Here is a 25839-nt window from a genome sequence, read left to right as displayed (position 1 = left end):
CTGCAACTTTGCGACCCGGTGCAGCGTTCTATCCTCCCGGTACCGAAGCGATGACCGCGCTGAAATGCCTGACCTCTACACCCCCCGACAGCCCACCGACACGAGGAGTACGTTGACGGCTCGCAGCATGGCGAGCAGCTCGCACTTGCAGCGCGTGAGCGCGTACAGCGCGCTTCTGGCCGAAGCGCTTGACCTGGACGTGGATGTGCTGCGGGTCGCCAGCCGCCTGCACGACGTCGGGATGGCCGGCGTGCCGGACGCGATCGTCAACAAGCCGGGCTCGCTCACCGCCGACGAGCGGCGGGAGATGGAGGAGCACGCGGAGCTGGGCTGCGCGCTGCTCGCCGGCGCCGGCGTGGAGCCGCTGGAGACCGCGGCCGAGATCGCCCTGGCGCACCACGAGCGCTGGGACGGCAAGGGCTACCCACGCAGCCTGGCGGGCGAGGAGATCCCGCTCGCAGCACGGGTCGTCGCGGTCGCCGACACCTTCGACGCGCTCACCACCGACCGTCCGTACCGCCCGGCGGGTACGGTCGACGCGGCGGCGGAGATCCTGCGCGACGAGCGCGGTCACCAGCTCGACCCGGCCGTCGTGGACGCGTTGCTCGAGCGGCTGGACGAGGTCGTCGCGATCCTCGAGGAGTTCCCGAGCCCGGCCACCGGACGCCCCGAGCCCGCGCCGCTCGTCGACGGCGCGCCGATGACGCTGCAGGCGGCCGCGGCGACGCTCGCCATCTCTCCTTCGCGGCTTCGGCGCTGGGCCGACGAGGGGCGCATCACCGTCGTGCGCACGGCAGGCGGGCACCGGCGCTTCCCGATCGAGGCCGTCCGCAAGCTCGCGGCCGAGCGGGGCGTGCGCCCGAACGTGCGCCCGGTCGATCCGCCCCAAGAGCCGCTGCCGGTGCTGCGCCAGCAGGTGAGCGCGCACGGGAGCAAGATGGCCGCCGCCGCGGCCGCGGCCGTGTATCGCGAGGGCCCGCCCGGCTGGTTCTCGTCCGAGGGCGCCAAGAGCGACCTGGAGGAGTGGCTGGACACGCTCGAGGCGAGCTGCGAAACCGGCCGTTACACGCCCGTGCTGCAAGCGTCGGACGCGCTGATGCGGCGCGCCCAGTCGCACGCGGCCAGCCTGCTCGAGCGGCACGCGTTCCTGGAGCGCTTCGGCCAGGTGTCGGTGCGCACGCTGGTCCAGGCCGGCGCGAACCGCAACGAGATCGCCTCGACGCGGCGGCTGTTCACCTCCCTGCAGCAGGCCCTGCTGCAGGCGCGCGACTAGTTCTCACCCGGCCATCGCGGCGCCCTCTTCCTGGCCGTCGGACGACGTGCGCAGGGACGGGCCGTAGTAGCGGCGCAGCCACGCGGCCAGGCCGTCGAGGCCGGGCATCAGCACGCGCTCGGTGATGTTGGCCTGATCCAGGCGCTCACGGATGTCGGCCTTCGCCTCGGGCGTCAGCCGCCACGCGTGGTGGAGGTCCTCGTTGGCGTCCAGCCACTCGTCCATGCCGCTGCACGGGTCAGACATCGTCGACAGCACCGCGGACTGGTTGACGATCCGGTCGTCCAGCGAAGGCGGCTCGAAGAAGAGCACGAACGGCTCGGTCTCGTTGAAGTGGTCGAGCGCGTCGAGCGTCGGGGCGTGCGCGGCCAGCAGCTCGGTGGTGAAGACCGTCGCGCCTTCTTGGTGCAGCGCGGACTGCAGCGGCACCGGCAGCCGTTCGTGGGCCGCCGCGCAGTCCACGGCCCACACGACGCCGTCCTCCTCGGGGTGCGAGGCGGTGGCGAAGTGCGCGGCCACGAACGGTGAGAACGTCCAGTCCAGCAGCCGCGTCGGCAGCCCGTGGTGCTGGGCGAGCGACAACCAGTCCCACAGCGTCGGACCGGGCCGCTCGCGGTGCGCGTACTTGCGGAAGTTGCGGATCAGGTGCCGCTCGAGGCGGGCGGAGTTCTCACCCAGGCGGGCGAGGCTCGGGAGGTTCGAATAGCGCGAGCGCGCCAACCCCCGGAACACCAGCGAGGAGTGCACCCGCTCGTCGGACCCGGCCGACGCCGCCGCCGCCACCGCGTCGTCGAACTCGCGCCAGGACGTGATCCGTTCCACGCTGCAAACCTACTCGCCGCGGCCGCTCGTTCGCGCGAGCGCGCGCATGCGTGTCGGGTGATCGTCGGCCATGCCTGGGTGCTGCCCGGGCGCGCGAGCTGGCGCGGACGCGGCGTCACGTCGGTGACGGCGAGGTTCGTGTCGCGCGTGAGGGGGGAGTGAGGTCTCGTGGCCAAGAACGAGCGCTTCATGCCGGTTCCGCCCGCGGCCGTCTGGGCGGTGCTGGCCCGGGCCGGGTCCTACGGCTATTGGGTCGTGGGCTCGAAGTACATCCGTGACGCCGACGCCGACTTCCCGGCGGTCGGGACCAAGCTGCACCACACGATCGGTTTCGGTCCGCTGACGCTCAGCGACCACACCGAGGTCCTGGAGGCTGAGCCGGGGCGGCGGCTGAAGCTGCGGGCGAAGGGGCGGCCGCTCGGCACCGCGTCGATCGAGCTGGAGCTGGAGCCGGTGGACGGCGGCACGCGCGTGCGGATCATCGAGGACCCGGATCAGATCTACACCCCCCTCAAGTACATCCCGCTGGTGCAGCTCGCGACGCGCGTGCGCAACGCGGAGACGCTGATGCGGCTCGAGGACCTCGCGCTGCGGGAGGCCGAATGAAGGGCTCGATCTGGCTCGAGGAGCCGGCGCCGTCGTTCGGGCGCCTGGATGGCGACGTCAGCGCGGACGTCGCGGTCATCGGCGGCGGCATCGTCGGCGTCACGGCCGCGTGGCTGCTGCAGGAGGCGGGCGCGCGGGTCGTGCTGATCGACGCCAACCGGGTCGGGCACGGCGTGACCGGGCACACCACGGCCAAGGTCTCCTCCCAGCACGGGTTGATCTACGCGCAGCTGCGCGACCAGCACGGGCCGCAGGCGGCGGCCGCGTACGGGGGCGCGAACGAGGCCGCGCTGGAGTGGGTCGCCGCGCACGCCGGCGAGCACTCCGACTTCCGGCGCCGCGCGTCCTACGCGTACGTGACCTCCGACTCCGAGCGCCAGAAGGTGATCGACGAGACGCGGGCCGCAGCCGGTGCGGGCCTGCCCGCGACCCTCGTGAGCGAGGTCCCGCTGCCGCTCCCGGTCGCCGCCGCGGTGCGCTTCGACGACCAGGCCGAGTTCCACCCGCTCAAGTACCTGTACGGGCTCGTGCGCGACCTGCCCGAGGTCTACGAGCACACGCACGCGATCCAGGTCGGCGAGTTCGTGCGCACGCCCGGCGGCAACATCAGCGCCGAGCACACGATCGTCGCGACCCACTTCCCGTTCCCGGATCGCTCGCTCGCGTTCGCGCGCGCGCACCCGATGCGCTCGTACGCGATCGTGTGCGACATCGAGGGCGAGCTGCCCGACGGCATATTCATCTCGGGTGACTCGCCGACCCGCTCCGTGCGCGTCGTCGACGACAAGCTGCTGGTCGGCGGCGAGGGCCACCGCACCGGCACGGGTGGGGACACCGAAGAGCGCTACGCCGCGCTGGAGGCGTTCGCGCGCGAGCACTGGCGCGTGCGGTCCGTCGACCACCGCTGGTCCTCGCAGGACAACGTGACCATCGACGGCCTGCCGTTCGTCGGCCACATGACCCCGTTCGAGGAGCGCGTGCTGATGGCCACCGGCTTCGCCAAGTGGGGCATGACGGGCGGGACCGCGGCCGCGCAGCTGCTCGCCGATCTCGTGCTCGGGCGCGAGAACCCCTACGCCGCGCTCTTCGACCCGAACCGCTTCAACGTGCGCGTCGGCGGCCCAAGGCTGATCAAGGACAACGCGGTGACCGGCGCGCGCTTCGTCGCCGACCGCGTCCGGCACCGGGGCCGGCGCCCGCTCGAGTCGCTGGCTCCGGGCGAGGGCGACATCGTGCGCCACAACGGCGAGCGCGTCGCCGGCTACCGCGACCCCGAAGGCAAGCTCTACGCCGTCTCCCCCGTGTGCACCCACCTCGGCTGCCAGGTCAACTTCAACACCGCCGAGACGTCGTGGGACTGCCCGTGCCACGGCTCGCGCTACGCGGTCGACGGCACCGTCCTGCAGGGTCCGGCCGTCCACCGCCTGGAGACCAAGCCGCTCAGCGACTGAGGTGGCGCTTGAGGTCCGCGAGCGACCGGCGCATGACCGCGTCGGCGATCGCGGATCGGATCGGGCCGGGCACGAAGCGGCCCGGGTCGATGTTGAGGTCGAGCTCGGCGCGGGTGCGGCCGTCGCCGAGGTCGACGAAGCGCCACTCACCGGTCATGTCGCGGAAGTCGCCGCCTGCGTACTCCGAGCCGATCCGGTGCGGCTCGTCGTAGACCTGGCGCAGCCGGTACTTGACGCGCTTGACCTTCGCGTCGACCTCGAACTCGACCACGCGGGCCCTCCCGGTCGCGTCCCGCTCGAGCACGCGCACCGACTTCACAGCGCCCTGCCACGTCGGCAGCGCCTCGAAATCCGTGAGCGCGTCGAAGCACGCCTGCGGCGGCGCGTCGATCTCCTCGGTCCGGCAGTCGCCGTACATCAGTGCCCCGCTCCCGACTCGATCACACGCGACATTGGTTGAGGCCCTACCCGACGACGGTCGAGTCACATACGTGCAGCAAATGGGTAACGCGGTTCATATGACGGAACCACACCGCCCGCTGGCGGTCGTGACCGGCGCCTCGAGCGGTATCGGGTTGGAGCTGGCAAGGGAGTTCTCGCGCCACGGGTTCGAGCTCGTGGTGGCGGCCGAGGACGACGGCCTGCGCGCCGTCGCCGACGCGCTCGGTGCCGAGGGCGTGCAGGTCGATCTCGCTACGCCTGCGGGCGTCGAGGAACTGCACGCGCGCGTGCGCCACCGGCACGTCACGGCGCTCGCACTCAACGCCGGCATCACGGCCCGCAGCGACGATCTCGACCGCGAGCTCGAGCTCGTCGATCTCAACTGCCGCTCGCTCGTGCACCTCGCCCGCCTGCTGACCGCCGAGATGGCGGCCGCGGGGCGCGGACGCGTGCTGATCACGGCCTCGATCGTCGAAGCCTTCCCCGGTCCACACCAGGCGGCCTACAACGCGAGCAAGGCGTTCGCGCGCTCGTTCGGGATCAGCCTCCGCCACGAGCTGCGCGACCACGGGGTGTCCGTGACCGTGCTCGAGCCGGGCGCCACCGACACGCCGATCTTCGCCAAGGCCGGCCAGGAGACGACGATCCTCGGGGGCGACATGCCCAAGGACGAGCCGTCCGAGGTGGCCCAGCAGGCGTTCGAGGCGCTGATGGCGGGGCGCGAGACGGTCGTCGCGGCTTCGACGCTGACCAAGGCGACCCACCTCGTGAGCCGGTTCCTTCCGGATGCCGTGACGGCGCGCGTGAGCGGCCTGCTGACCAAGCCGCGCTAGCGGGGCCGCACCGCGATGGTCACGCGGCTCACCGCCACGAGCCGGTCCTCGCCGTCGGTGTGGTCGACCTCCCACACCCACGTCGTGCGCCCCCGGTGGCGGGCGCGGGCGCGCGCGGTGATCCACTCACCGCGCGCGGGCTTGAGGAAGCTCGTGTCGTTGGACGACCCCATCGCGGCGAACCCGTCCGGGTGGACGATCGCGACCGTCGCCTCGGTCGCGATCATCTCCGCCAGCGCCGCGTAGGCGCCGCCGTGGACGAGCCCGAAGCGCTGGCGCACGCGGTCGGCGACCGGGAAGCGGGCCACCGCCTCCCCGTCGCCGATCGACACCACCTGGAAGCCGAGGACGCCGTCGAGGCAGTCCTCCTCGGCGACCTGTTCACCGCCGACGGGCGGCATGCCTACGGGCAGACGATCACCTCGGCCGTCGGCTTCTCGGCGAACAGCCCGTCCACGAACGCGTGGCGGCGCTGCAGCGCGGCGCGCTGGTTGACGTAGCCCTTGTCGGTGATCTCGTTGGCGTCCAGCGACGGCGGCTCGGCCAGCAGCACGACGCGCTGCACCCGAGTCGAGGACCCCGGGTGCTCGGCGTTGTAGGCCTGCATCCGCTCGCGCACGAACGCGTGGACGCGCTCGGACTCGACCAGCGCCTCGAGCTCGCCGTCGGGCTGCCCCGCGATCTCGCGCGCGGCACCCAGGTTCAGCCACGCCAGCAGCCCGACGTAGTCGCGTCCCTCGCCGCACACGACCGCGTCCATCAGCAGCGGCGAAGCGGCCGCCAGCGCCTTCACGCGCAGGTTGCCGACCGACACGAACGTGCCCGTCATCAGCTTGAAGTCCTCGACCACGCGCCCGTCGAACACGAGCCCCTTGTTCGCGTCCTCAGGGTCCTCGAGCTTGCCCGCGTCGCCGGTGCGGTACCAGCCGTCCGCGTCGAACGCCTTCGCGGTCAGGTCCGGCTGCCCAAGGTAGCCCGGCGTGACGTTCGGGCCCTTCACGCGCATCTCGAGCTTGTCCTCGACCGGCGTGAGCTTGATCTCGACGCCCGGCACCGGCACGCCGATCACGCCCGCGCGGTCGATCGGGAAGTGCGCCGCGGTCGCCAGCGGCGACGTCTCGGTCAGCCCCCACGACGAGGTCATCATCACCGGCTCGCCGCGGGCCTCGCGCGCGACATTCTCGAGCCGCGTCCACAGGTCCTGCGGCAGCGCAGCGGCGGCGTAGAAGATCAGGTCCAGGCGCTCGAAGAACTTCGCGCGCAACGCCTCGTCGCGCTCCAGGAACGGCAGCAGCGCGCCGTAGCCCGCGGGCACGTTGAAGTAGATCGTCGGCGCGATCTCCGTGAGGTTCTTGACCGTGATCGGGATCAGCGGCGGCGCCGGGCGGCCGGCGTCGATGTAGAGCGTCCCGCCGCGCTTGAGGATGAGGTTGAAGTTGTGGTTGCCGCCGAACGTGTGGTTCCACGGCAGCCAGTCCACGAGCACGGGCGGCGTGTCGCGCGTGAAGGGCCAGATCTGCGCCAGCGACTGCTGGTTGGCGCACAACATCCCGTGCGTGTTGATCACGCCCTTGGGCATCGCCGTCGAGCCCGACGTGAACAGGATCTTGGCCACGCTGTCGGGCCCGACCGCGCGCAGCGCGTCCTCGACGGCCATCGTCGGCGCCGTCTCGACGAGGTCGGAGAAATGCGTCGCACCGTTCCCGCCCGCGAGCACGAGCTCGGCCCCGCCGAAGTCGACCGCGCTCAACACGCCCTCGAACGGCCCGGCGGCGGCCGCGTACACGAGCCCCGGCTTCACCAGCGCCGCGATGTGCTTGACCTTGCCGAAGTCCTGGCTCATCAACGAGTACGCCGGCGAGACGGGCACGACCGGCACGCCGGCCAGGAACGCGCCCAAGGTCAGCAGCGCGTGGTCGATCCCGTTGCCGGACAGGATCATGAGCGGCCGCGTAGGACCGAGGTCGCGGTCGAGCAGCGCCTGGGCCACACCGTTGGCCTTGCGGCCGGCCTCGCCCCACGTCAGCTCGATCCACTCGCCGTCCGGCCCGCGTTCAGCGAGGAATACGCGGTCAGGGGCCTCACGCGCCCAGTGCCGCAGCAGCAGTCCCAGGCTGGCCTCGGACGGCTCGAGCTCGATCTCCGACCGCAGGACGAGGCTGCCGTCGGGTTCGGTGCGGGTCTTGATCCGCGGCGGGGCGAGCGCCGGCTGGACGATCGTCATCTCTCTCCCTCCTGTTTCCTACCTCAGGGCCGAACATACAGCCCGCGTGCCCTCAGGCCCGTCGAACCACTACCGATTTCTGGTCGGTGTAGTAGTCGAGCGCCTCCGAGCCGTGCTCCTTCCCGTAGCCCGAGGCCTTGAGCCCGCCGAACGGCAGCTCGTCGTAGACCTTCGTGCGCGAGTTGATCCACGTGTAGCCACAGTCGAGCTCCGCCGCGGCTCGCTCGGCGCGGTTGAGGTCGCTCGTCCACACGCTGGACCCGAGTCCGAAGGGCGACGCGTTGGCCAGCTCGATCGCCTCGTCCATGTCGCGCACCCGCCAGATCGGGAGCGCGGGGCCGAACACCTCCTCGACGGCCATCGGCGAGTCCTTGCCCGGCTCCACCACCACGGTGGGCTCGTGGAACCACCCCGAGTCCAGGCCGTCCGGCCGCCCGCCGCCCGCGACGATCTCTCCCCCGCTTTCGGCGATCTGGCGCTCGAGCTGGTCGCGCTGCTTGAAGCTGTGGAGCGGCCCCATCTGCGCGTTCGGGTCGTCCCCCACGCCGAGCCGCAGCCGCTTGGCCTTGGCCGCGACCGCCTCGATGATCTCGTCCGCCACGGCCTCGAACACGTACAGGCGCTTGATCGCCAGGCACGCCTGCCCGCAGTTGTAGAAGCGGCCCATGGCGGCGGCGGACGCGGCGGCCTTGAGGTCGGCGTCGTCGCAGATGATCATCGGGTCGCTTCCGCCCAGCTCGAGCGTGACGCGCTTGGAGCCGACCGCCGCCAGCGCGCTCACCCGCTCCCCCACGGGCGTCGAGCCGGTGAAGGCGACCTTGCGCACGAGCGGGTGCGTGACGAGCGCCTCGCCGGTCACGGCTCCCGTCCCCGGCAGCACCTGGAAGACACCCTCGGGCAGGCCCGCCTCGGCGAACAGCTCCTGTAGACGCAGCGTCGTCAGCGGGGTGCTGTCGGCGGGCTTGGCCACGACCGTGTTGCCGCACAGCAGCGCGGGGCCGAGCTTGTTGCACAGCAGCGTCGTCGGGAAGTTCCACGGGACGATCGCGGCCACGACGCCGAGTGGACGGCGCAGGACGCGCGCGTCGACACCGGAGTCCACGTTGTGGATCGAGACCGCGCGCACCTGACGGGAGAGGCCCGCGTAGTGCTCGAGCGTGTCCGCGGCCTTGTGCAGCTCGATCTTGGCCTCACGGATCGTCTTGCCCTGCTCGGCGACGAGGATCGGGACGAGTTCGTCGACGTGCGCCTCGAACGTCTGCGCCAGCGCGTGCAGGTGCTTCCCGCGTTCGCCGTACGCCAGCCGACCCCACTCGCGCTGCGCCGTGTGCGCGGCCCGCACCGCGCGGTCGACGTCCTCGGGGGTGGCGGCCGGGACGGACGCGACCGGCTCACCCGTTCCGGGGTTGACGATTTCGAGACTGGTCATTGACCCGGCTCAAGTTAGACGATACGCTCTCGCCCGTCAACATGATGTCTCACGTTGGAGGAGCCGTGGAGGAGCTGGCGCCACGAACCGAGGACGAGGTGCGCGCGCATCTCGCCGCCGGCAAGCTGGTCGAAGGGCTGCAGCACATGTCGCCCGAGTACCTGAAGGGCATCCGCCGGATCCTCACCGTGTCGGCCGACACCGAGCTCGTGTCCGCCCCGGCCTACCTGCGCGCGGCCGCGCACGCGCCCGCGCTGAACAACTTCGGCTCGGCGGTCTCGATCATCCAGGACGAGCTCGCGCACGCGCACATCGGCTACCGCCTGCTCGGCGACCTCGGCGTGGACATGCCGGCGCTGATCTACGAGCGCGAGCCGAACGCCTTCAAGTACCCGTACGCGTTCGACGTCCCGCTGGACTCCTGGTACGAGCTCGTGCTGGCCAACGCGCTGTACGACCAGGCCGGGTTCGTGTTGTTGAGCGACGTGCACCAGTCCTCCACGTTCGGGCCGTGGAAGCGCGCGCTGGCCAAGGTGGACAAGGAGGAGACGTTCCACCTGCGCCACGGGCGGACGTGGGTGAAGAAGTTCGCCGCCGACCCGGACCACAAGGTCAAGCTGCAGGCGTCGCTGGACTGGATGTTCATCCTCACGCTCGAGTGGTTCGGGCTGCCGGACGAGCGCAAGAAGCACGGCATCCAGCTCGAGTACGGCTTCAAGGGCAAGTCCAACGACGAGCTGCGTCAGGACTGGATGGGGCACGTCGTGCCGTTCGTGGAGGAGGTCGGGCTGCACGTCCCGGCCCACTTCGACGAACAGACGCAGCGCTACGTCATCGACTGCCCGTTCCCGCAGCAGTTCGACTCCGAGAAGAAGGCCTGGGGCGGCACGGAGATCTCCTGGGACGACGTGCTCGTGCGCTGGAAGGCGCGCGGGCCGATGAACGAGACGTACGTCGCCAGGCTGCAGAAGGGCTACCGGGGATGACGGTCGAGGCCCGGCTGTGGGAGGCACTGACGGAGGTCGAGGATCCGGAGATCCCGATCTCGGTCGTGCACATGGGCCTGATCGTGGCGATCTCCTATGACGCCGGCGTCGTGGACCTCAAGCTCACGTTCACCGCGATGGGCTGCCCCGCGATGGACTTCATCCAGGACGACATCCGCGAGCGCCTGCTGCGGGAGCCGGACGTGGAGCGAGTCGACATCGAGGTCGTCTGGAACCCGGTGTGGACGCGCAAGATGATCCGCGAGGAGGCCCGCGGGCGCATGCGCGAGCTGGGGATCGTCGCGTGATCTGGGAGGTCTTCGCCCGCAAGGCCTACGAGGACCCGCTGCACCACGTGGGGACCGTGACCGAGTCCGACGAGGACCTCGCGCTCGTGTCGGCGCGCTCGATCTACGACGAGCAGCCGTGGATCCACATGATCATCGTGCCGCGCGAGGCGATCCGGGAGGCGATCAAGCCATGAAGACGCTGGTGGCCTCGCTGGCCGACAACAAGGCGGCGCTGGGCCGGCGCTACGCGGAGTGGGCGGTGAGCGCCCCGACGCTCGAGAGCGCGGTCGCGGCGGCCGCGATGGCGCAGGACGAGCTCGGCCACTCGCGCTCGACGTACCCCGTGCTGAAGGGGTTGGGCGTGGACGCCAACGAGGACGGCTTCGGGGGCGACAAGCGGCTCGCGCTGCTCGACGACGAGCTGCCCGACTGGAACGCGTTCATCGCCGCGAACCTGCTCGTGGACGGCGTGCTGACGACGTTCGTCGCCTCGTGCGTGGACTCCTCGCTGGAGCCGATGGCCGCGCGCGCCCGCAAGATCCTGCAGGAGGAGGGCTCACACCGCGCGCACGGCGAGGCGTGGGCACGACGCCTGTGCCGCGGCGAGGACCGGGACGCGTTCGTCGCACGGCTGCGGGAGACGTGGGAGCACGCCGGGCGCTGGCTCGGCCCGGACGACGACGCCGAGCTCACGGCCGCGCTGCAGACCGGCGAGGTCACGCGCGACGGCCCCGCGCAGCGCGAGCTGGTGCGTGCGTGGCTGGTCGACCTGCTGGCCGCCGAGGGCGTGGCCATCGAGCTGCCCGAGCTGACCTGGGAAGGCTGGGACGCCGACCGCCGCCGGTGGCAAGCGTGACCTGCCCGTTCTGCGACTCGGCCGACGTCGAACGCGTCGCCCAGTGGGGCGGGCAGATCATCACGGCCCAGTGGCGGTGTAGAACTTGCGCCTCCTACTTCGAGGCGGTCAGGGAGGACTACGACGATGAGCTGGGACCAGGACCTGGAGGAGGTCCGACGGCAGTACGCCGCTGAGCCGGGCGCGCCGTTACCCGTGGCCACGACGCGGCCGTTCGATCCCGCGCTGCTGCCGTTGCCGATCGTCGCGCACGACATGGTCCCCGCCGACCCGGGCGAGATCGGGTTCGACGCGCAAGGCCGGCCCGTGGCGGCGACCTCGGGCAGCTCCTCGTTCGCCTGGGAGTGGCGAGCCGACGGGTCCGTACTCGAGCGCGCGCAGCTCCCGCTCGGCCCGCGGGTGCAGCTGATCCGCCGTGACGCGATCGTGAGCGTCGACCTGTCCGGGCGCCGCGAGAGCGTGCAGCGCATCACCTGGGACGGCGACGTGGCGGTGCGCGCGGACGAGGCGGTGCGCTGGGAGGGTGGCGGGACCGACGTCGCGCGGCGGGCGTTCACCGGACGCGACGGCACGGTGCAGCAGGTGCGCCGGGTCCACGCGAACGCCGAGGGGGATTTCGAGGCCGGGCTGACGGCGGCGGCCCGCCTGTTCCCGGTCGAGGTCCACTGGACGGCGACGGGGCCGCTCGTGTGGCCGGGGCTTGACGCGGCGCGCGCGCTCGTCGAGCCGCTCACGGAGGCGCTCGACCGGGCGTTCCGCGACGCCGCCGCCGAGAGCGCGATCGAGGACCCGTTCCTGCTGCACGTCGTAACGCCTGTCCGCGGTCCGGCGCTGCCGCCGACCGCGTACCTCGCGGGTGCGGCGTGGCGTGCGCAGCGTGGCGACACCGCCGCACGCAACCTGTGGCAGGGCGTCGAGCGCGGGCTGGTCGCGGAGCTGTCCGTCAAGGACCGGCTCGACACCGACGCGCTGCGCGCGTGCGCGCTGCTGTCGGTCCAGCACCCGGAGGCGTGGGACATGCTGGCCGAGGTGCAGCTGCGGCTCGCGAAGCGGCTGGAGCCGGGCGCGGGCCGGCTCGCCGTGGTCGACGCGAGCCACGGTGCCGACGCCCTCAGCGGTCACACGGGCGGCGCCGACGTCGACGCGTTCCGGCGCGCGCTCGGCGGCCCGGTTTCGGTCGAGCCGGTGCAGGCGGCGATGACGGACCGGGACGCGCTGGCCGCGCTGCTCGACGCGAGCGGGCTGGACGCGCAGCTGGCGTACGACGTGGCCGAGGAAGGGCTCGCGCTCGTGCCGGGCGACGGGCGTTCGCACTTCGGCGCGCCCGCGCTGCTCCCGCCCGGTGAGGCGTGGCCGGACGGGCACACGTTCCTGGCCGCGATCGACCTCACCGAGGCCGGCCGCGGGACGGGCTGGCTGCTGTTCTTCGCCGACCTCGACCGGTTCGAGTGGATGGACCACAATCGCCCGGGCACGACGATCCGCGTGTTCGCGTGCGCGGAGCCGGTCGTGGCCGACGGTCCGTGCATCGGGTCGCGCGCGCTCGCGTTCCGGCCGCTGCTGCAGCTGCCGAGCTGGTACACGGCCCGTGAGGAGCTCGGCCTCGACGACGCCCAGGACGAGGCGTACTCGGAGCTGTGCGACCGCATGATCGACCAGTGGCCGGAGGGCTGGCACTGGTTCGGCGGGCTCTACACGGGCATCCAGAGCGACCCGCCCGAGCCGGCGGGCACCGTCCTGCTCCTGCACCTCGACGATGACGACGAGCTCAACTTCATGTACGGCGACGGCGGCTCGATCCAGTTCCGGATCCCGCCCGCCGCGCTCAGCGCGGGGGACTGGTCGAAGGTGACGGCGGTGGGCTGCTCCAGCTGAATCCGTCGCGCGGGGGCGTCGCGTCCAGCAGCGCGGCGCCCAGCAGCCCGCCCATGACGAGGACGCCGGCGACCGGGATCACGGCCAGCCACCGCCAACGCAGCCAGCGCCCGATCGCCGCGTAGGCCGTCGAGGCGAGCGCGACGGCCAGCAGCGTTCCCGCGACCCGCTGCGCAGACGCTGTGCAGGTTCCGGGCAGGTTTCACGCGAGCGTGAGCAGCCCGGCGAGCCCCAGCGCGACCGCCACGGGCGCGGCGACCAGCCATCCCCAGGCCGCGAATCGCCCGGCGACGGCGTAGACCACGAGCGCCAGCACCGCCCCGAGCAGCACGCCCTCGACGAGCGCGAAGCCGAACCCGACGGCCGCGGGCTGCGGCTCGCTCGCCGGGTCGGCGGCGTCCGCGGCGACGAACACGCCGACGAACGCCACGGCCAGCGCGGCGAGGCCCAACACGAGCGCGGTGAGCACGGCGAGGGCGCGGGTCATCCGCGCCTTGTACCCGTTCGAATCAGGTCGCGGCGGCGGGCGTGCGTGATGATGGCCGCTATGGGGGTTACGCGCAACATCACGGTCGTCACCGGCGGCGGACGCGGCATCGGCGCCGCCATCTGCACGCGGCTTGCGAGCGAGGGCCATGACGTCGTCATCGGGTACCGCTCCAACGCCGCACGTGCGCAGCAGGTCAGGGAAGCCGTCGAAGCGGCCGGCGCCCGCGCGCTCACCGTCGAGATGGACACCGCCGACCCGGACGACGTGGAGCGCCTGTTCGACGCCGCGGCCGAGCTCGGCCCGATCACCGGGCTGGTCAACAACGCGGGCATCGTCGGGCCGGTCGGCCGGCTGGCGGACCTCGAGGACGTCGCGGCGGTCGAGCGCGTCTTCGCCGTCAACGTCGTCGGCGTCCTGCTGTGCGCGCGCCGCGCGATCCGCGACATGCAGGGCCGCGGCGGCGCGATCGTGAACCTCTCCTCCGGCGCGGCCACCCTCGGCAGCCCGGGCGAGTACGTCCACTACGCCGCCTCCAAGGCCGCCGTGGACACGATCACGATCGGGCTGGCGAAGGAGCTCGGGCCGGACGGCATCCGCGTCAACTGCGTCGCGCCCGGCACGATCTGGACCGAGATCCACGCCGACCCTGACCGGCCGAACAGGATCGCGGCGAAGGCGCCGCTGGGCCGCGCCGGCGAGCCAGAGGAGATCGCCGGCGCGGTCGCGTGGCTGCTCAGCCCCGACGCGAGCTACACGACCGGCGCGATCCTGCGCGTCTCCGGCGGGCTGTAGACACCCGCTTCGAGCTCCTCGATCAGGCCCGGTCCGGCCGGCTCCCACGCCAGCCGCTCGCGCGTCAGCGCACTGGACGCGGGGATGTCGGCGGCGAAGAACTGCCCCAGCCAGTCGAAGTGCTCCGGCGCCACCGACGCCGTCTCGAGGCCGAGCGCGCGCCCGATCGCCTCGGCGATCTGGATCGCCGGCACGCCGTCCTCCGCCGTCGCGTGCAGGACCGAGCCGGCCGGCGCGCCCTCCATCGCCAGCCGCACGAGCCGCGCCGCGTCGAGCCGGTGCACGGCGGGCCAGCGGTTGGAGCCGTCGCCGACGTAGCCGGAGACCCCGCTCTCCAGCGCGGTCTTGACCAGGACGGAGACGAAGCCCGGGTCGCCGGAGCCGTGGACGGTCGGCGCGAAGCGCACCACGATCGAGCGCACACCGCGCTCGGCCATCGCCAGCGCCGCCTGCGCGGTCGCGATCCGCGGGTGTGAGGCCGGGTCGGCGTCGTCGGCCTCGGTCGCGACCCGGCCCGGGGCGAGCCCGAGCGTGCCCGACGCGATCAGCAGCGGCCGGTCGCTGCCCTCCAGCGCCGCGCCCATCGCGGTGACCGCCGCGAGGTCGGTCTGCGCCGCCTCGGCCATGCGCGAGAAGTCGTGGTTGTAGCCGAGGTGCACGACGCCGTCGGACTCGGCCGCGCCCGCGGCCAGGCCGTCGAGGTCGTCCAGCCCACCCCGGCGCACGGCCGCGCCGAGCGCCGCGATCCGCTCCGCCGACGCGTCCGAGCGCGCCAGCCCCACCACCTCGTGCCCGGCTTGCAGCAGCTCCGGGACGACGGCCGAGCCGATCCAGCCCGACGCTCCGGTGACGAAGAACCGCATGTCTTCCTCCTTCGATGTCACAGCGTGTCATCACCGTAGCACGGCGATGTCACGCTGTGTCATCACTACACTCCCATGCATGGCCCGCTGGGAGCCGAACGCCCGCGGACGGCTCCGGGACGCCGCGATGGACCTGTACGCCGAGCGCGGCTACGAGCAGACGACGGTCGCGGACATCGCCGAGCGCGCCGGGCTGACCGCGCGCACGTTCTTCCGCCACTTCGCCGACAAGCGCGAGGTGCTGTTCGGCGGCTCGCTGCAGCTCGAGGAGCTGATGGTCGCGGCCGCGGAGGCGGTCCCCGCGGACGCGCCGCCGATGCGGGCCGTGATCGCCGCGCTCGAGGCCACGGCCGAGCCGCTTGGCCAGGATCAGCCCCACTCGCGGCGGCGCCAGGCGCTGATCACGGCGACCCCCGAGCTGCAGGAGCGCGAGCTGATCAAGCTGGCGACGCTGAGCGCGGCGCTCGGCGCCGCACTCCGGCGCCGCGGCGTCCCCGAGCCCGAGGCGAGCCTCGCCGCCGAGACCGGGATCGCGGTGTTCCGGGTCGCGTGGGAGCGATGGCTGGACGCCGGCGAAGAGCGGCCGCTGGCGGACGTGATCCGCGAGGCCGTCGGCCGTTTCGAGACGCTCGTCGCCGCCGCTTAGGCGGCTTCGAGCAACTCGCCGACCACGCCGACGAGGTCCTGGCCGAAGAACGGCTTGGAGCGGAACGCGTCGCGCCCCGGGCGCAGCCGCTCGAGCTGCTCGGGCGCCGGCTTGGTCCCACTGAACATGAGCACGGGCACGTCGCTGAGATCACGCAGGCGCTCCAGCGTCTGCCAGCCGTCGAGCTCGGGCATCATCACGTCGAGCACGACGAGGTCGGGCCGCGCCTCGAAGAACGTCCGCAGCCCCTGGCGGCCGTTCTCGGCCGTGAGCACCTCGTGCCCCGCGCGCTCCAGGAGCATTCGGAGGGTGACCGCGAGGTCCGGCCGGTCATCGACGACGAGGATTCGGTGCTGCGTCATAGCCAGATAATGGGACCACAAGGTCCGGACGCAACTCGACGTTCGTCCAGACGCCGACGAATGGTGTAGTGCCGCTCCTCCTGATCGGAGCGCCTACACCGGATCAGGACTGGTATTCGCGCAGTCCGCGCGGCACCGGGCCCAGCTGACGGTCGAGCAGCAGGCTGCCGGCCGCGAGCGCGACCAGCATCAACGCGTATCCCGCCGGGCCGCCGACCGTGCGGCTGACAGCGAAGGCCAACACGAACGCGGCGATCCAGACCAGCGGACGCCACGGGATGAGCGACAGCGCCGGCTTGCGCCGACGCGGCTCTTCAGCGGGTTCGTCGGGCAGCCCCCACCCTGCACCGGGATCTTTGACCAGACCAACGAACATGAGATCGAGGCTACCCGCGCCGGACCCGGTTCACCGAGGTTCGACCGCCACACACGCCCGGGGTCGAGCCGCAGATCTGGTCATGTTGCGTAGTGCCAAACGGTTGCGTCTGCGCAGTTTCAGGCAGAACGCCCAACTTTGTTGCAAGGTCCGCACAGCGCGTTACCGTTGCCACAAATGACGGACCTGCTGCATCAGGACACGGGCGTGCACATCGACCTCGATGGCGGCTCGCTCACGATCGCCGACGCCGTGCGGTTCGCCCGTCATGGCGGCCGCGCGACGCTGTCGACCGCGGCCACGCGCCGCGTCGAAGCAGCGCGCGCGCTCAAAGGGGACCTGATCGCCCGCGAGATCCCGATCTACGGCGTGACCACGGGGTTCGGCGACAGCGCGCATCGTCAGATCGCGCCGGAGAAGGCCGCCCAGCTGCAGCAGAACATGCTGCGCTTCCTCGGCGCCGGGACGGGGCCGGTCGCCTCGCCCGAAGTGACGCGGCTCACGATGCTGTTCCGCGCCAACTGCCTGGCCAAGGGCAACTCGGGCGTCCGCCGCGAGCTGATCGAGCAGCTGCTGACGCTGCTCAACCACGACATCCTGCCGCTGATCCCCGAGCGGGGGTCGTGCGGCGCGTCCGGTGACCTCGTGCCGCTGTCCTATGTCGGCCGCGCGCTCGTGGGCGAGACCGAGGTGGCGTACGAGGGCGCCACCCGCGAGGCGTCCGACGTGCTCGCCGAGCTCGGCCTCGAGCCGCTCGAGCTCGAAGCCAAGGAAGGGCTCGCGCTCACCAACGGCACGTCGTTCATGTCCGGCTTCGCTGTGCTGGCCGCCGCCGACGCGCGCGAGCTCGCCTTCACGGTGGACCTGTGCACGGCGATGGCCAGCCAGGCGCTGCTGGGCAACCACGGCCACTTCAACGCCTTCCTGTTCGAGGCCAAGCCGCACCCCGGGATCATCGAGAGCGCGACGAACATCCGCTCCCTGCTCGGCGGTTCCGAGCTCACGCACGACGCCGAGGAGATCGTCCCGCTCGACGGCGCCGGCTTCCGCGAGCTCACACGTTCCGTCCAGGACAAGTACTCGATCCGCTGCGCGCCGCACATCACGGGCGCGCTGCGCGACACGCTCGAGTGGGTGGACCGCTGGATCGAGATCGAGATCAACTCGTCCGACGACAACCCGCTGTTCGACGTCGGCGCCGGCCGCGTCCAGAGCGGCGGCAACTTCTACGGCAGCCACATGGCCCAGGGCATGGACGCGCTCAAGATCGCGCTGGCCAACCTGTGCGACCTGATGGACCGCCAGCTCGAGTTGGTGGTGGACGAGAAGTTCAACGCCGGCCTGACGCCGAACCTGATCCCCTACTTCGCCCCCGACGACTTCGAGGCCGGGCTCCATCACGGCTTCAAAGGCATGCAGCTCTCGTGCTCGGCGCTGACCGCCGAGGCGATGAAGCTGTGCAACCCGGCGAGCATCCACAGCCGCTCGACCGAGGCCCACAACCAGGACAAGGTCTCCATGGGGACGATCAGCGCGCGTGACGCGCGCTCGATCGTGGAGATCGCCCAGCACATCGCAGCGATCCACTTGATCGCGCTCGCGCAGGCCCTGGACCTGCGCGGGATCGAGCAGGCCAGCCCGAAGGTCCGCGAGGCGCACGCGCTGATCCGCGCGCGGGTCGCCCCGCTGGACCGGGACCGCCGCATGGACCGCGACATCGCGGCCGTGGTGGAGCTGATCCGTTCGGGCGAGCTGAGCCACGTCCTGGGGTAGGAGGGGTTGCACCGGGCGGCCCTCGTCTGCGAGGGTCGCCCTGTGCGCATCGCCGTCGTCGCCGTCCTCGCCTTCTTCGCGCTGGCGGGCGGCGCGAGCGCCGCGCCGTTCGCGGTCGGCACCGGAGACACGCCCGCCGTCGCCGTGGACAGCGCCGGCACCGCGTACATCGCCTGGAACGGCGCGGACGCGCAGGACACGCCGCAGTTCTGCCGGCTGCCGCGCGGGGCGACCGCCTGCGACGTCGCGCTGACGCTCCCGATCACGCCGGGGACGATCTCCACCAGCCGCCCGCACGTGTCGCTGCTCGGCGGGCGCGTGTCGGTCCTGGTGTGGCGGACCGGCCAGGCGGTCGGCATCACGCAGTACGTGTCCACGGACGGCGGCGCGAGCTTCACCGCGCGCGTCGTCGGCGGCAACGTCCCGATCCACGAGTCCGCCGACGGGCCGGGCGACACGGTGTCGGTCGTGACTGACGCGGACGGCCGCGGCGGGCTGTTCCAGAACGTGCCGCTGAGCGGCGGCAGCGCAACGCCGATCGCGACGCTCGACGCCGAGCGGCCCTACTACGGCGCGGTCGGGCTGGACGGCGCCAACCCGGTGACGGTGTTCGGCACCGCGCTCGGCGACCAGGTCCGCTTCCGCCGCTACCTCGGCACGGGCGACATCAACGTGGCCGCCAACTGGTCCGAGCCCGTGGAGATCGGCTACGCCACCTACCCCCGGCTCGCGGGCGGCCCGTTCGGGCTGACCATGCTGGCCGGCGACGCGGCCGGCACCATGGTCCTCCGGCGCTTCACCGGCGCCGGGTTCGGCGCGCCGGTCAACCTCGGGCCGGGCGACTCGAGCGAGTCCCACCTGGCCGGCGACCCCGCCGGCCGCCTGCACGCCGTCTACCCGACGCTGGACGCCGCGGGCTATCACGCCGTCCACGTCGTGTCCGACAACGGCGTGCCCGGCGCGGCGACCGTCCTCGCGGACACGGGCTTCAGCGTGCAGCCGGGCAGCATGCGCGTGGCCGCCGCCGCGGATCATGTCGGGGTCGCCGTGTGGGAGAACGGCCCCCAGATCCACGTCTCGGCCATCCCGGTCGCTCAAGCGCCGCCGCCGCCCCCACTGCCGCCGCCACCCACCCAGCCGCCGCCCGATCCGCAGCCGCAGTTCAACCGCAGCGTGGTCGTCAGCCCGACCGGCACGGTGCGGGTCCGGTTGCCCGGCAGCTCGCGCTTCGTCGCCCTCACGGCACTCGACGACGTCCCGTTCGGCGCGACCATCGACGCCAGGCGCGGCTCCGTGGTCCTGCGCGCCGTCCCCCGCCGGGGCGGCCCGGTGGAGACCGTCCGCCTCTTCGACGGGATGTTCCGCATCAGCCAGAGCGGCAACGTCGTGAACTTCACGCTCAACGAGCCGCTCGCTTCCTGCGGGCGGCGCGGCAGCGCCGCGCAGAAGAAGGCCAAGTCACGCAAGCTGTGGGGCGACGGCAAGGGCGCGTTCCGCACCAGCGGCAAGTACAGCGCGGCGACCGTCCGCGGCACCCGCTGGCTCGTCCAGGACTCCTGCCGCGGGACGCTCACGCGCGTGACGCAGGGCAGCGTGCTCGTGCGCGACAAGGTCCGCGGCCGCAACGTGATCGTGCGCGCCGGACGAACGTACACCGCCCGCCCGCGCCGCTAGGCGGGCACCGCCCACTCGGCGGCGTTGACCGCGTGGATCTCCTCGAGGATGTCGCGCACGCCGACCGTGACCTTCCAGCCGGGGTAGTCGCGCTCGAACGCGCTGACGTCGCTGATCCACCAGCGGTGGTCGCCGGCACGGGCGTCGTCGGAGAGCGCGTAGTTGAGCGGGCGCCCCGCGATCTGTTCGCACAGCGCGATCGCTTCGAGCATGGAGACGTTCGAGGCCCGCCCGCCGCCGAGGTTGTAGACGGCGGCCGAGCGCGGCGCCGCACGGAAGCGCTCGAACGCCGCGACCACGTCACGCGAGTGCAGGTTGTCGCGCACCTGCTTGCCGCCGTAGCCGTAGACCGTGTACGGCTCGCCGGTCATCGTGCAGCGCATCAGGTAGGACAGGAAGCCGTGCAGGCGTGCGCCGCGGTGCGACGGGCCGGTCAGGCAGCCGCCGCGGAAGCACACGGTCGGCATGCCGAAGTAGCGCCCGTACTCCTGCACCATCAGGTCCGCCGCGGCCTTGCTCACACCGAACAGCGAGTGCAGGCACGTGTCGATCGACATCGTCGTGTCGATGCCACGGTGCCACTCGTGATCCTCCGGCAGCTCGAGCCGCGTGTCGGTCTCGATCAGCGGCAGGAAGTTCGGGCGGTCGCCGTAGACCTTGTTCGTCGACATGAAGATGAACGGCGTGTCGGGCGCGTGGTCGCGCGCGGCCTGCAGCAGGTTCAGCGTGCCGAGCGCGTTGACGCCGAAGTCGGTGTGCGGGTCGCTCGCCGCCCAGTCGTGTGAGGGCTGCGCCGCGGTGTGGACGATCGCGGCCAGATCCGGCGCCTCGCGCACGACGCGGTCGATGCCGTCACGGTCGCGGATGTCCAGCGCGACGTGGCGGAACTCGTCGTAGCGGTCGACGAGGCGCTGCGTGGTGCTCGACGTCGACGCCTCGTCCCCGAAGAACTGCGCGCGCATGTCGTTCTCGAGCCCGATCACGTCGAAGCCCGTCTCGATGAAGTGGCGTACGGCCTCGGAGCCGATCAGCCCGCCCGACCCGGTCACGATCACTGTCCCCATGGCGCCCCACCCTGCCCGCGCTCCGCCGGGTCCGCGCCCGCCATCCCCGTTCCGCCAGCGACCGTGCCGATCAGGGATCAACGCGCCCACCCGGGCCGGGTTTGGGCAACCGTGCCCCCGTGAGCTCCACTGTGCTGCCCGTCAGCGAGCGCGAGGCCCGCGTCCCGCTCCCGCCCCGCTACGCCACCGCCTGGCGACCCATGTTCCAGGACGCGATCCGCGAGCGGCTGCGCCCCGGCGCGACCGTGCTCGACATCGGCGCCGGCCGCCACCCCAGCCTCCCGGCCGGCGAGCGCGCCGACACGCGCTGGGTGGGGCTCGACATCTCCGAGGACGAGCTGCTCCGCGCCCCGGACGGCGCCTACCAGGAGCACGTCGTCGCGGACCTCAGCCGGCGCGTGCCGTCGCTGGCCGGAACGGTCGACCTGGCCGTCTCCTGGCAGGTGCTCGAGCACGTCAAACCGCTCGGCCGCGCGCTCGACAACGTCTACTCCTACCTGAAGCCCGGCGGCGAGTTCCTCGCGCTCTTCAGCGGCGGCTACTCGGCGTTCGGCATCGTCAACCGGGTGCTGCCGGACCGGGTCGGCCACGCGGTGGTCTCCAAGGTCATGCGGCGCCCGTCCGACGGCCTGCATCCCGTCTTCCCCGCCTACTACGACCGCTGCCACGCGAGTGCGCTGCGGCCGCTGTTCGCGGGCTGGAGCGAGGTGTCGATCGAGCCGCACTACCGCGGCGCCGTCTACTTCCACTTCTCGGCGCTGGTGCAGCGGGCGTACCTCGCCTACGAGAGCTTCGCGGCCGACCGCGGCCTCGACAACCTGGCCACGCACTACTTCGTCGTCGCTCGGAGGTAACCGATGGACCACAAGAGCCTTCGGGACTACCTGCACGTCGTGGTCCGCCGCAAGTGGGTGATCGTGGCGACCGTGGTGCTCGTCACGGCCGCCGCGCTCGGCTACTCGCTGCTGCAGGAGAAGACCTACCAGGCGGCGTCGCAGGTGCTGCTCGGCCGCCAGAACCTGGCCAACCTGCTGTCCGGCCTGGGCGATCAGCAGATCGGCAACGACTTCCAGCGGATCGCGCAGACGCAGGCCGAGCTCGCGCGCTCGCCCGAGGTCGCCGCGCTGGTGCTGCAGCGGTCCCGCGAGACCGGGATGACCCCGCGCGAGCTGCTGGACCGCACGCAGATCACGGTGCTGCCGAACGCCGACCTGCTCGAGTTCCGCGTGACCGACGTCGACGAGCCGGCGACGGTCGCGCTCGCGACCGCGTGGGCCGAGTCGTTCGTCGCCTACCGGCGGACGCTCGACAACGGCGCGCTCGAGATCGCCCGGCGCGGCATCCGCGGGCGGGTGGAGCAGCTCGACGAGCCGCGCGGCGAGCTGTACGACGAGCTCGTGGCCAAGGACGAGCAGCTGTCGACGATCCAGGCGCTGCAGGGCTCCAACGTGAGCGTCGCGCGCCGGGCGGACGAGGCGGCGCTGGTCGCGCCGCGGCCGCTGCGCAACCTGCCGCTCGGGATCGCGCTGGGCCTCGCGCTCGGGCTTGCCTTTGCGTTCCTGCGCGAGGCGCTGGACACGCGCGTGCGCTCGGCCGAGGAGCTCACGGAGGTCCTCGGGCTGCCGTTGGTGGCGCGCCTGCCCGAACCCCCGCGGCGGCTGCGCGAGTCGCACAAGCTCGTGATGATGGAGTACCCGAACGGCGCCGCCGCCGAGCCGCTGCGGTTGCTGCGGTCCAACGTCGAGTTCCTCAACCTGGACCGCGGCGCGCGGACCATCATGGTCACGTCCGCCGTCCAGGGCGAGGGCAAGTCGACGATCATCGCGAACCTGGCGGTGGCGTTGGCGCGGTCGGGAAAGCGCGTGGTCCTGGTGGACCTCGACTTCCGCCGTTCCACGTTGGCGCGCTTCTTCGACGCCGCCGGCCGGCCCGGCGTGACCGAGGTCGCGCTGGGTGAGCACGGGCTCGACGACGCGATCGTCCCGGTGCCGCTGGGGGTCGAGTACGGCGCGGACGAGCCGGTCGGCTCGCTGGGCGTGCTGACCGCGGGCGCGCTGCCGCCGGACGTCGGCGAGTTCGTCGGCGGGCGCCGGCTGGCGAGCATCCTGCGCGAGCTGCGGGAGCGCGCCGATCTCGTGCTGCTGGACACGCCGCCGGTGCTCAAGGTCAGCGACGGCATGACGCTCTCCACGCAGGCCGACGCGGTGCTCGTCGCCGCGCGCATGAACCTGATCCGGCGGCCGATGATGCAGGAGCTCGCGCGCCTGACGGACGCGATGCCGGCCGACAAGCTCGGGTTCGTGCTCACCGGCGACGAGTCGGTCGCGGGTGACGGGTACGGCTACGGATACGGCTACGGCGAGCCGGTACGGCCGGAGCGGCGGCTCGCGGGTCTGCGCGGTTGACCGCCCGCGTCAGCAGCGCGCCGCTGGTCCTGGCCGCGTGCGCGGCGCTGGCCGTGGCGGCCGGGTGGCTGACGGCGCAGGTCGCGGTGCCCGATCCGGGCGTCGCGTTCCTCGTCGTCGCGACCGCGGGCGCCTGCGTGGCGCTCGCGGCCTACGGGTTCGCGACCACGCGCGATCCGCTCTCGCCGCTGGTGGTGCTCAGCGCGATCCTGTGCGTGCTGTACGTGTTGCGGCCGGCGTACATCCTGGCCTCGGGGCGGATCGGGCCGACGCGGCGGATCGACGACGAGCTCGTGAGCGGGCCGCTGTACGCGGCGATGCAGGGCGCGTGCGGGCTGGTGCTGCTGGGGCTCGCGTGCCTGGCGCTCGGGCACGCGTCCTACCACTTCGTCGATCCGGTGGGCCGAGGGGCGTTCCGGGCCACGACGGCGCGGATCAGCGCGTTGGACCGGCGCGTCGTGGTCGGTGGGTCGGCGCTGCTCGCGCTGGCCGTGTGCGCCGCACTGGAGCTGTGGGGCTACGGGACGCTGATCGCCGAGACGGGCGGGCTCGGCGCGTACGTGTCGTCATTGTCCGAGCGCGCGTCGGTGTTCTTCGGCCGCGGCTATCTCGCGCAGATCGGGCTGCCGGTGAAGGCCGTCGCGCTTGTCCTGCTGGCGGCCTTCCTGGTGCGGCGGCCGCCGCGCGCGGGCGCGTGGCGCATGATCCTCGGCGGCGCGTTCGTGCTCGTGATGTTCGGCGACTTCCTGACCGGCGGGCGGGCGGCGTTGCTGATCGGCACGTTCCTGCCGATGGTGCTGCTGTTCCACTACCTGCGCGCGCCGTTGCGGGTGCGGACGCTCGTGTGGGTGGTGGGCGCGGCGTTGATCTTCTTCGTGGGCGCGCGCGTGGCCACCCGCGACTCGACCTACGAGGGCGCCGGCGGTTCTGTGGTCGAGCTGACGACCGCCCAGCTGCGCACGCTGCCGGAGACGACGCTCGGCGGGCGCGACGCCACGCCCTACGACGCGCTGGCGATGGTCGTGCGCGCGCGTTCGACCGGGCTGGAGTGGCAGTACGGGCGCACCTACCTGCCGATCTTCACGTTCCCGGTGCCGCGCTTCGTGTGGGCCGACAAGCCGGTCGGCGGCGGGAACACGTGGTTCACCCGCGAGCTGTATCCGGCGTACTACTACCAATCCGCGGGTGCAGGAACGGAGGCGTCGCTGTCGATGCTGGGGGAGTCGTACGCGAACTTCGGGCCCGGCGGCGTCGTGGCCGCCTGCTTCGCGCTGGGGTTCGTGCTGGCCGCCGTGTACCGCCGCGTCGTGGCGGCGACGAGCGTCTGGCCCGTGCTCTGGTGGGCCGTGACGCTGCCGTACGTGATCACGCTGATCCGCGGCGACGCGTTCCATTCCGTGACCTATTGGGCGCTGAGCAGCGCGCTCGTGTTCGCTGCCTACCGCGGGCTGGTGCGCCGTGCTTGACCTGCACTCGCACGTGCTGCCGGGGCTCGACGACGGCGCCGCGTCCGCGGAGGAGGCCGTCGCGATCGCGCGGGCGGCGTGCGCCGACGGCGTCCGCGTGCTCGCGGCCACCCCGCACGTGCGCTCGGACTACCCGACGACGGCTTCGCAGCTGGACGCCGGGCTGCGCGCGCTGCCGCCGCTGCCGATCGACGTGGTCCGGGGCGGCGAGGTGAGCCTCGAAGTCGCCGCTGCGCTGCCGCCCGACGACCTCGCGCCGTTCGCGATCGCCGGCTCGCGCTACCTGCTCGTCGAGCCGCCCTACACCGGTCTGCCGCTGAACGCCGGCACGACCCTGTTCCTGCTGCGCCTCGCGGGCTTCGTGCCGATCATCGCCCACCCGGAGCGCAACCCGGACGTGCAGGCCGACCCGTCCCGCCTGCGCGAGCTCGTCGAGGCGGGCGCGCTCGCGCAGCTGACGGCCGGCTCGCTGACCGGCCGCCGCGGAGCGACCGCCCAACGCACCGCACGCGTGCTGTTGCAGGAGGGCCTCGCCCACCTCGTCGCCGGCGACGCCCACCGCCCGCTGGACCGCTCCGCGACCATGTCCCGCGGCCTGGCCGCGGTCGGCGACGAGGCGCTCGCCGAGTGGCTCGGCCGCTCCGTCCCCGCGGCGATCCTCGCCGACGAGGACATCCCACCCCGCCCCGCGACCGGACGCACGCGGCGCCGCCGCCGCGTGCTCGCCTGGAGGACCCCGGCATGAGCCGCCGCCCCCCGACCGCCACGGTCCCGCCCCGCCCACCCGCAACCGCCCCGCACCGAGGCCGTCCGGCGCGGGCGGCGAGGGTCGGCCTCGGGAG

General features: G+C 72.5%; 28 protein-coding genes. 18 read left to right on the top strand and 10 right to left on the bottom strand.

The features are described from left to right. Positions 1-64 precede the first annotated feature (64 nt). Entirely contained in the window at positions 65-1273 is a 1209-nt protein-coding gene (locus OJ962_RS03430; protein ID WP_407697486.1) for an HD domain-containing phosphohydrolase, read from the top strand. A 3-nt stretch (positions 1274-1276) separates the two neighbouring features. Here OJ962_RS03430 and OJ962_RS03425 read toward each other — a convergent pair whose 3' ends face one another. Next, a complete protein-coding gene (locus OJ962_RS03425) occupies positions 1277-2095 on the bottom strand; it encodes an FRG domain-containing protein (protein ID WP_202952140.1) in 819 nt (272 codons plus the stop codon). A gap of 168 nt (positions 2096-2263) precedes the next feature. Between OJ962_RS03425 and OJ962_RS03420 the strand changes: the two genes are divergently transcribed. Both OJ962_RS03420 and OJ962_RS03415 read left to right on the top strand, forming a co-directional pair. Next, positions 2264-2701 (top strand): SRPBCC family protein, encoded by a 438-nt coding sequence (locus tag OJ962_RS03420; protein ID WP_202952139.1) that lies wholly within the window; start codon positions 2264-2266, stop codon positions 2699-2701. Then, the gene (locus tag OJ962_RS03415) at positions 2698-4152 is read left to right on the top strand and encodes an FAD-dependent oxidoreductase (protein WP_202952138.1); all 1455 of its coding nucleotides are present in this window, start codon (positions 2698-2700) and stop codon (positions 4150-4152) included. The genes OJ962_RS03420 and OJ962_RS03415 overlap by 4 nt, the downstream gene beginning before the upstream one ends. Here OJ962_RS03415 and OJ962_RS03410 read toward each other — a convergent pair. After that, the gene (locus tag OJ962_RS03410) at positions 4142-4570 is read right to left on the bottom strand and encodes a type II toxin-antitoxin system RatA family toxin (RefSeq protein WP_202952137.1); all 429 of its coding nucleotides are present in this window, start codon (positions 4568-4570) and stop codon (positions 4142-4144) included. The genes OJ962_RS03415 and OJ962_RS03410 overlap by 11 nt on opposite strands. A 100-nt stretch (positions 4571-4670) precedes the next feature. Here OJ962_RS03410 and OJ962_RS03405 point away from each other — a divergent pair, with 100 nt between their 5' ends. Then, positions 4671-5426, top strand: a complete 756-nt coding sequence (locus OJ962_RS03405) for an SDR family NAD(P)-dependent oxidoreductase (RefSeq protein ID WP_202952136.1) — start codon at positions 4671-4673, stop codon at positions 5424-5426. Here the strand turns inward: OJ962_RS03405 and OJ962_RS03400 are convergent. From OJ962_RS03400 to OJ962_RS03390, 3 genes are read right to left on the bottom strand one after another with little or no spacing between them, the layout of a single operon-like run. Further along, positions 5423-5827 (bottom strand): PaaI family thioesterase, encoded by a 405-nt coding sequence (locus OJ962_RS03400; RefSeq protein ID WP_202952135.1) that lies wholly within the window; start codon positions 5825-5827, stop codon positions 5423-5425. The genes OJ962_RS03405 and OJ962_RS03400 overlap by 4 nt on opposite strands. A gap of 2 nt (positions 5828-5829) precedes the next feature. After that, the gene (locus OJ962_RS03395) at positions 5830-7650 is read right to left on the bottom strand and encodes a feruloyl-CoA synthase (protein ID WP_202952134.1); all 1821 of its coding nucleotides are present in this window, start codon (positions 7648-7650) and stop codon (positions 5830-5832) included. A gap of 52 nt (positions 7651-7702) precedes the next feature. After that, a complete protein-coding gene (locus OJ962_RS03390) occupies positions 7703-9079 on the bottom strand; it encodes an aldehyde dehydrogenase family protein (RefSeq protein ID WP_202952133.1) in 1377 nt (458 codons plus the stop codon). 65 nt (positions 9080-9144) lie between these two features. On the opposite strand from OJ962_RS03390, the gene OJ962_RS03385 reads away from it, so the two are divergent. Genes OJ962_RS03385 through OJ962_RS03365 form a run of 6 tightly spaced genes read left to right on the top strand, consistent with a single transcriptional unit; the run spans position 9145 to position 13086 of the window. Further along, complete coding sequence (locus OJ962_RS03385; protein ID WP_270006180.1) at positions 9145-10065, top strand: Phenylacetic acid catabolic protein; 921 nt, start codon at positions 9145-9147, stop codon at positions 10063-10065. After that, positions 10062-10373: a metal-sulfur cluster assembly factor gene (locus tag OJ962_RS03380; protein WP_202952131.1), complete on the top strand. Its 312-nt coding sequence runs from the start codon at positions 10062-10064 to the stop codon at positions 10371-10373. Before OJ962_RS03385 ends, OJ962_RS03380 begins: the two co-directional genes overlap by 4 nt. Then, on the top strand, positions 10370-10549 hold the full coding sequence (locus tag OJ962_RS03375; RefSeq protein ID WP_202952130.1) for a hypothetical protein: 180 nt from the start codon (positions 10370-10372) through the stop codon (positions 10547-10549). The genes OJ962_RS03380 and OJ962_RS03375 overlap by 4 nt, the downstream gene beginning before the upstream one ends. After that, positions 10546-11211, top strand: coding sequence for a Phenylacetic acid catabolic protein (locus tag OJ962_RS03370; RefSeq protein ID WP_202952129.1), 666 nt, complete (start codon positions 10546-10548; stop codon positions 11209-11211). The genes OJ962_RS03375 and OJ962_RS03370 overlap by 4 nt, the downstream gene beginning before the upstream one ends. After that, a complete protein-coding gene (locus OJ962_RS34565; RefSeq protein ID WP_456115349.1) occupies positions 11112-11387 on the top strand; it encodes a PaaD-like zinc ribbon domain-containing protein in 276 nt (91 codons plus the stop codon). Before OJ962_RS03370 ends, OJ962_RS34565 begins: the two co-directional genes overlap by 100 nt. Beyond that, on the top strand, positions 11338-13086 hold the full coding sequence (locus OJ962_RS03365) for a DUF1963 domain-containing protein (protein ID WP_202952127.1): 1749 nt from the start codon (positions 11338-11340) through the stop codon (positions 13084-13086). The genes OJ962_RS34565 and OJ962_RS03365 overlap by 50 nt, the downstream gene beginning before the upstream one ends. A 202-nt stretch (positions 13087-13288) precedes the next feature. Here OJ962_RS03365 and OJ962_RS03360 read toward each other — a convergent pair whose 3' ends face one another. Beyond that, on the bottom strand, positions 13289-13573 hold the full coding sequence (locus tag OJ962_RS03360) for a hypothetical protein (protein ID WP_202952126.1): 285 nt from the start codon (positions 13571-13573) through the stop codon (positions 13289-13291). A 60-nt stretch (positions 13574-13633) separates the two neighbouring features. Between OJ962_RS03360 and OJ962_RS03355 the strand changes: the two genes are divergently transcribed. Continuing rightward, positions 13634-14368, top strand: a complete 735-nt coding sequence (locus OJ962_RS03355) for an SDR family oxidoreductase (RefSeq protein WP_202952125.1) — start codon at positions 13634-13636, stop codon at positions 14366-14368. Here OJ962_RS03355 and OJ962_RS03350 read toward each other — a convergent pair. Further along, positions 14326-15231, bottom strand: a complete 906-nt coding sequence (locus tag OJ962_RS03350; RefSeq protein ID WP_202952124.1) for an SDR family oxidoreductase — start codon at positions 15229-15231, stop codon at positions 14326-14328. The two genes, OJ962_RS03355 and OJ962_RS03350, sit on opposite strands and share 43 nt — an antisense overlap. 79 nt (positions 15232-15310) lie before the next feature. Here OJ962_RS03350 and OJ962_RS03345 point away from each other — a divergent pair, with 79 nt between their 5' ends. Further along, entirely contained in the window at positions 15311-15877 is a 567-nt protein-coding gene (locus OJ962_RS03345; protein ID WP_202952123.1) for a TetR/AcrR family transcriptional regulator, read from the top strand. Here OJ962_RS03345 and OJ962_RS03340 read toward each other — a convergent pair. Then, positions 15874-16239: a response regulator transcription factor gene (locus tag OJ962_RS03340; RefSeq protein WP_202952122.1), complete on the bottom strand. Its 366-nt coding sequence runs from the start codon at positions 16237-16239 to the stop codon at positions 15874-15876. The two genes, OJ962_RS03345 and OJ962_RS03340, sit on opposite strands and share 4 nt — an antisense overlap. Before the next feature lie 103 nt (positions 16240-16342). Continuing rightward, positions 16343-16615 carry a hypothetical protein gene (locus tag OJ962_RS03335; protein ID WP_202952121.1) on the bottom strand — a complete coding sequence of 91 codons (273 nt, stop codon included), beginning with the start codon at positions 16613-16615 and terminating at the stop codon, positions 16343-16345. Between the two features lie 177 nt (positions 16616-16792). On the opposite strand from OJ962_RS03335, the gene OJ962_RS03330 reads away from it, so the two are divergent. Both OJ962_RS03330 and OJ962_RS03325 read left to right on the top strand, forming a co-directional pair. Then, positions 16793-18388 carry an HAL/PAL/TAL family ammonia-lyase gene (locus OJ962_RS03330; protein ID WP_202952120.1) on the top strand — a complete coding sequence of 532 codons (1596 nt, stop codon included), beginning with the start codon at positions 16793-16795 and terminating at the stop codon, positions 18386-18388. Between the two features lie 42 nt (positions 18389-18430). Next, positions 18431-20062: a hypothetical protein gene (locus OJ962_RS03325; RefSeq protein ID WP_202952119.1), complete on the top strand. Its 1632-nt coding sequence runs from the start codon at positions 18431-18433 to the stop codon at positions 20060-20062. On the opposite strand, the gene OJ962_RS03320 is transcribed toward OJ962_RS03325, so the two are convergent. Then, complete coding sequence (locus OJ962_RS03320) at positions 20059-21126, bottom strand: NAD-dependent epimerase/dehydratase family protein (RefSeq protein WP_202952118.1); 1068 nt, start codon at positions 21124-21126, stop codon at positions 20059-20061. The two genes, OJ962_RS03325 and OJ962_RS03320, sit on opposite strands and share 4 nt — an antisense overlap. Before the next feature lie 119 nt (positions 21127-21245). Here OJ962_RS03320 and OJ962_RS03315 point away from each other — a divergent pair, with 119 nt between their 5' ends. The 4 genes from OJ962_RS03315 to OJ962_RS03300 are packed head-to-tail and all read left to right on the top strand — an operon-like array spanning position 21246 to position 25742. Next, complete coding sequence (locus OJ962_RS03315; RefSeq protein ID WP_202952117.1) at positions 21246-21980, top strand: class I SAM-dependent methyltransferase; 735 nt, start codon at positions 21246-21248, stop codon at positions 21978-21980. 3 nt (positions 21981-21983) lie between these two features. Further along, a complete protein-coding gene (locus OJ962_RS03310) occupies positions 21984-23531 on the top strand; it encodes a polysaccharide biosynthesis tyrosine autokinase (protein WP_202952116.1) in 1548 nt (515 codons plus the stop codon). After that, positions 23528-24997: an O-antigen polymerase gene (locus OJ962_RS03305; protein ID WP_202952115.1), complete on the top strand. Its 1470-nt coding sequence runs from the start codon at positions 23528-23530 to the stop codon at positions 24995-24997. The genes OJ962_RS03310 and OJ962_RS03305 overlap by 4 nt, the downstream gene beginning before the upstream one ends. Further along, on the top strand, positions 24990-25742 hold the full coding sequence (locus OJ962_RS03300) for a tyrosine-protein phosphatase (RefSeq protein WP_202952114.1): 753 nt from the start codon (positions 24990-24992) through the stop codon (positions 25740-25742). Before OJ962_RS03305 ends, OJ962_RS03300 begins: the two co-directional genes overlap by 8 nt. The last annotated feature ends 97 nt before the right edge of the window (positions 25743-25839 follow it).

The sequence above is a fragment of the Solirubrobacter deserti genome (genome assembly GCF_027587175.1).
Taxonomy (GTDB): domain Bacteria; phylum Actinomycetota; class Thermoleophilia; order Solirubrobacterales; family Solirubrobacteraceae; genus Solirubrobacter; species Solirubrobacter deserti.
The sequence above is the reverse complement of the archived record's forward strand: the minus strand, read 5'-3'. Positions and strand labels throughout refer to the sequence as shown.